Below are 4723 nucleotides of genomic sequence, written 5' to 3' on the forward strand. Positions count from 1 at the left end.
GCCGACCTCAATGCGCGCGGCACCGACGTGGGCGTGGAAGAGCTGCACATCGTCCACGAAGGACTGGAGCATTCAACATGACGCTGCTGCAGTTCCGGGCCGAGCGCTGGGCCGCTCCCGAGCCGGCCCGTCTGGCGATGTGCTTGCCGGTCGAGCCGGCAAGCATCGCCGTCCACTCGGGGGACCGGCCAGCGTATTCGCTGGGCGAGGGGCTCACATGACTGCTCCCAATGTCGTCAAGGCCAAGATCGTTCTGCAAAGGAATGGCCAGGACATCGACACCGTGGAGGTGCACTTCAACCCGGTGTCGCTGCAGGTGGAGATCACCAACTCCACCAGCCCGCAAAGCGGCAGCGGCAGCACCACGCAGACGGCCACGCAGTCCAGCGCCAAGCTCGGCCTGGACTTGCTGTTCGACACCACCCACACCGGCGAAGACGTGCGCACCATCACGCGCCGACTGCGCGCCGCCGTGCGCTCGCCGGACGCCACCGGCACCCAGAGCGCCGAGTCCAGTGCCGCCTTCACGCCGCCGACGTTGCGCTTCGAGTGGGGCACCTTCACCTTCACCGGCATCTCGGACAGCTATCGCGAGACGCTGGACTTCTTCTCACCCGAGGGCGTGCCGCTGCGCTCCAGCGTGGCCCTGGCCCTGAAGGAGCAGCCCAACGAGTTCAGCGCTCTGGAGCGCGACAACCCGGCCGCCGCCAACGCCTCGCGCGCCCGCAGCAGCGCCTTCGAGGTGGCGGGCGGGCTGGGTGGTGCTGCCGGCATCGCCGGCCTGGGTGGTGACCTGCGCGCCGCTCGCGCCATCGCCAGCATGAATGGCGAGGTCAGCCTGCGCTTCTCGGCCGGCGCGACGCTGGCTGTCGGCGCCAAGGTCGAACTCAAGGCTGCGGTGTCGTTCGCCGGCGGTGCGGGTGTCGGCGGCATTGGCGCAGGAATCGGCGCGGGTGCCGGTATCGGCCTCTCCGCCTCTACTCCATCGCTGCGCTTCGACGCCGGCCGCCTCGCCCCGCCGCCAGTGCCGCAGCAACTCGCCACCGACGTCGGCGCCGGCTTCAGCATCGACGGCCGCGCCCTGCCCGGCGCCGCCGCCGGCCTGCGCGCCAACGTCGGCCAAGCCCCGCGCGCTCTGCGCTTCGACGACTGAGCAGGAGAAGAAAAGCCATGCCCGTCTTCATCGATGAATTCGTCGTCGACGTTCCGCCACCGGAAACCACCGCCGGCCAGCAATCACGCGACGCCCAGGGCGCGGCCAACGCCACGCCCACGCCGGCCTGGACGCCCGAATTCGCCCACATGCTCGACCAGCAACTCAGCGTCGCCCTCGAGCGCCGCGCGCGCCTGCTGGCCGACTAGGACTCACCGGCCATGCCTCCCGAAACCAGCGAACGCCCCGTCTCCTCGCGCACCGCCTACAGCGCGCGGCCGACGCTGCGCGTGGACGGTCAGGCCCTGCCCGCGCTGGACGATCTCGTGCGCACCTTTTCCGTCACCGAGGCCGAGGGCGGCATGAGCAGCCTGTCGCTCGGCATGGGCAACTGGGGCATGGTCGGCGGCAGCCTAGGCCTGGTGTTCGACGCCGGCGGACCCATCAAGCTCGGTGCCCGCGTGCAGCTCTATGCCGGCGAGACCGCCGGCCCCACCGAGATCTTCGACGGCCAGATCCACGCCATCGAAGCCAGCGGCTCCGTCGGCGCACCGCCGAGCCTGCTGGTGCTGGCCGAGGACAAACTGTTCGCCGCCCGCATGAAGCGCCACAGCAAGAGCTACGAGGCGTCGAGCGTGGAAGACGTTGTGCAGACCATCGCCAGCAGCCACGGCCTCACCGTCGATGCCACCGGCCTGCCCAGCGGCAACGCGCTGTGGGTGCAGATGAACGAAAGCGACCTGTCCTTCCTGCGCCGCGTGCTGGGCCGCTGCGACTGCGAGATGCAGGTCATCGGCAGCACGCTGCAGGTGCGCAGCAGCGCCGACATGGACCGCGGCACGCTGGACCTGACGCTCTACAGCCAGCTGCAGGAGGTGCGCGTCATCGCCGACCTGTCCAGCCAGGTCACCGAGGTCATGGCGCGCGGCTTCGACCTGGCCGCCGGCAGCGACTTCACCAAGACCAGCACCGGCGCTCAACCCGGGCCGGGAAGCGGCCGCACGGGCGCCTCGCTGTTGTCCGACATCGGCATCGAGCGCAGCGAGAACCTCGGCACCCTGCCCTGCCGCAACGACACCGAAGCCCAGGCCCTCGCCGACGCCGCCTTTGACCAGCGCGCCCGCCAGTTCGTGCGCCTGCACGGCCGCACCGAGGGCAATGCCGGCCTGCGCGTGGGCAGCCGCGTGAACCTGCATGGCGTCGGCCGGCGCTTCGACAACTGCTATGCCGTGGTCGAAGCGCGCCACCGCTTCGATCCCACCAGTGGGTACGTCACCGAGTTCGTCGCCCAGTCGGCCTTCATCGCCGACAACTGATATGGACCGCGCGCCCTTCACCTTCGCCCCCGCCGGCAACCCGCCGGCCCTCGGCCCGGCCTGGCTGGGCAGCGGCGTCTTCATGGCCGACGTGACCGACATCAAGGACCCCGACAACCGCGGCCGCGTCAAGGTGCGCGTCCATGGCGTGGACGAGCAGAGCGGCGACGCCGAGATCTGGGCCATGCTGGTGGCTCCCTTCGCCGGCAACAACCGCGGCTCTTGGTGGGTACCCGACGTCGGCGACCTCGTGGCGGTGAGCTTTGTGCAGGGCGACGCACGCATGCCCATCGTGCTGGGCGGTCTCTGGCATGGCGCGGCTTCACCGCCCGAGAGCATGGACGGTTCGGGCAACAACTTCCTGAAGGTGCTGCGTTCGCGCAATGGCGTGAAGGTCACCCTCGACGACCAGGACGGCCAGGAACAGCTCATCCTCGAAACCCCCGGCGGCCAGAAGCTGACGCTGAAGGACGGCCCCGGTTCCTGCGAGCTGGTCGACTCCAACGGCAACAGCATCAAGCTTGAGAGCAGCGGCATCACTGTCACCGCTTCGGCCACCGTCACCGTCAATGCGGCGACGGTCAAGGTCAGCGCCGGCATGGTGAATGTGGACGCCGGCATGTCCAAGTTCAGCGGCGTCGTCCAGTGCGACACGCTGATCACCAACGCCGTCGTGTCGTCGAGCTATACGCCCGGCGCGGGCAATATTTGGTGAACTGACATGGCAGCCGTCATGGACGTCCACCCCCACCACGCCGTCGCCGTGGGTGGGCCGTCGCGCCAGCACCCGCATGCGCCGGCCGTCCTTGTCGACATCGAGGCCGGCGACTTCGTCGCCGCGCTCAGCGAAGCCATCACGTCCACCACTTGGCCCCGCTTCGGCTGGCCGGCCTCGCTGCCCATCGCCCGCCTGCCCGACCAGGGCGCCYCGCGCGCGCTGTTCCAGCCCATCCACCGGCGCTTCAACCTGGTGCTGTTTGACACGCACTGCGAAATCTTCGGCTCGCCGCGGCTGGACCCGAAGAAGATCGAGTCCAGCGGCTTTGTCGTGCGCCGCTGGGCCGGCCCGGATGACCTGAACTCCCAGGCCCTGGCTGACCCGCACAACTGGCAGGCCTGGCAGGCCGAGGGCTGGCGCAGCCTGCCCAGCGCCGCCGCCTTCGACGCCGATCCCGACCCTGCCCGCCGCCCTGCGCCACGCACCGGCAACCCCGGCGTCGATGYGCGCCTGGCCGCCCTGCGCGCCGTGCATCCGGCCGAGGCTGTGAGCCCGCTGCACGCGCTGATGCCCGCGGTCTGCGACGCCGCCAAACGCAGCCTGCTCTATGGCGTCGTGCCCACCAGCGAGGCGCTACGCAAGCCGACCGACGCCGCGGTGGACTACGCCGCCGCCCGCACCCCCGGCTCCACCGCGCGAGACAGCTTCATCGCCCATCTGTCGCCCTATCTGTCCCGAGCCAGCATTCGCCCCTTGCCGAACGCACGTGGCGCCTTCGAGGCCACCTGGCTGAACGGCGATGTGCCCGTCGACGCCAGCGAACCTGACAGCGGCGACAGCGCCGCCATGCGTGAGCAGTTCGTCGCCTTTGTCCGCCAGCTCGCCTTGGAGTTCGACATCAACGGCCGCGGCACGGCCCTGCTGCTGCTGCTCGATGAATTGCTCATCGGCCGCAACGTGACCACCTTCGGCACCACGGAGCGCATCACCGCCGGAGCGTCCGGCTTCCTGCAAGCCTGCGTGCGCGTCGTCACGGACCTGGGCGCCAGCGCCGTTGACATCCCCGACGACTTCGGCCCCGTGCCCGCTGGCTGGCTGGACCGCTTCACCAACGCGGCACTGACCGTGCTCGATGGCCGCGCCGCCGAGGCCCGCACGCTGGAGGGCCGCTTCGACGACGCCGAGGCGCTTTACGCCATCCGCGCCTTCGTGCGCGTGCGCGGCGAGCCTGGCTGCCCGACCCGCCTGGTATGGAGCGACATGACGCCGCCGTACCGCGTGGCGCCCTGGTTCGCCTCTACCGGCACGCCCCAGGCCCGCATTTCGCTGCCCGCCTTCGACCGAGCGTCCCTCGCCGCCATGAAGCCCAACGTCGCTTTCGACGTGCCGCCCGGCCTGGCCAACCTCTTGATGCGCAACAAGCCCGAGGACTTCATGAAGAAGCCGAAGGACGGCGGCGAGATCGGCCTGGGCTGGCTGTGCTCCTTCTCGATTCCCATCATCACGATCTGCGCCTTCATCCTGCTCAATGTCTGT

Annotated in this window: 6 protein-coding genes; all 6 read left to right on the forward strand. The window is 69.9% G+C overall.

All coding sequences use genetic code 11. From position 1 onward, the window contains the following. Window positions 1-77: 77 nt before the first annotated feature. Window positions 78-221, forward strand: coding sequence for a hypothetical protein (locus AC1DU6_RS20355; RefSeq protein ID WP_457391023.1), 144 nt, complete (start codon window positions 78-80; stop codon window positions 219-221). Beyond that, the gene (locus AC1DU6_RS20360; protein WP_477859184.1) at window positions 218-1153 is read left to right on the forward strand and encodes a CIS tube protein; all 936 of its coding nucleotides are present in this window, start codon (window positions 218-220) and stop codon (window positions 1151-1153) included. The genes AC1DU6_RS20355 and AC1DU6_RS20360 overlap by 4 nt, the downstream gene beginning before the upstream one ends. Window positions 1154-1170: 17 nt before the next feature. After that, window positions 1171-1362 (forward strand): hypothetical protein, encoded by a 192-nt coding sequence (locus tag AC1DU6_RS20365; RefSeq protein WP_477859186.1) that lies wholly within the window; start codon window positions 1171-1173, stop codon window positions 1360-1362. 12 nt (window positions 1363-1374) lie between these two features. Continuing rightward, the gene (locus AC1DU6_RS20370) at window positions 1375-2469 is read left to right on the forward strand and encodes a phage late control D family protein (RefSeq protein ID WP_477859188.1); all 1095 of its coding nucleotides are present in this window, start codon (window positions 1375-1377) and stop codon (window positions 2467-2469) included. A gap of 1 nt (window position 2470) precedes the next feature. Next, window positions 2471-3184 (forward strand): phage baseplate assembly protein V, encoded by a 714-nt coding sequence (locus tag AC1DU6_RS20375; RefSeq protein ID WP_477859190.1) that lies wholly within the window; start codon window positions 2471-2473, stop codon window positions 3182-3184. 18 nt (window positions 3185-3202) lie between these two features. After that, window positions 3203-4723, forward strand: a 1521-nt coding sequence (locus AC1DU6_RS20380; protein ID WP_477859191.1) for a hypothetical protein, incomplete at its 3' end; no start/stop codon positions are given.

The sequence above is a fragment of the Roseateles sp. P5_B10 genome, assembly GCF_056400485.1.

Excerpts from the sequence above, each read along its gene's own strand:
- AC1DU6_RS20355 (WP_457391023.1), top strand. The coding sequence starts at position 78 with ATGACGCTGCTGCAGTTCCGGGCCGAGCGCTGGGCCGCTCCCGAGCCG.
- AC1DU6_RS20360 (WP_477859184.1), top strand. The coding sequence starts at position 218 with ATGACTGCTCCCAATGTCGTCAAGGCCAAGATCGTTCTGCAAAGGAAT.
- AC1DU6_RS20365 (WP_477859186.1), top strand. The coding sequence starts at position 1,171 with ATGCCCGTCTTCATCGATGAATTCGTCGTCGACGTTCCGCCACCGGAA.
- AC1DU6_RS20370 (WP_477859188.1), top strand. The coding sequence starts at position 1,375 with ATGCCTCCCGAAACCAGCGAACGCCCCGTCTCCTCGCGCACCGCCTAC.
- AC1DU6_RS20375 (WP_477859190.1), top strand. The coding sequence starts at position 2,471 with ATGGACCGCGCGCCCTTCACCTTCGCCCCCGCCGGCAACCCGCCGGCC.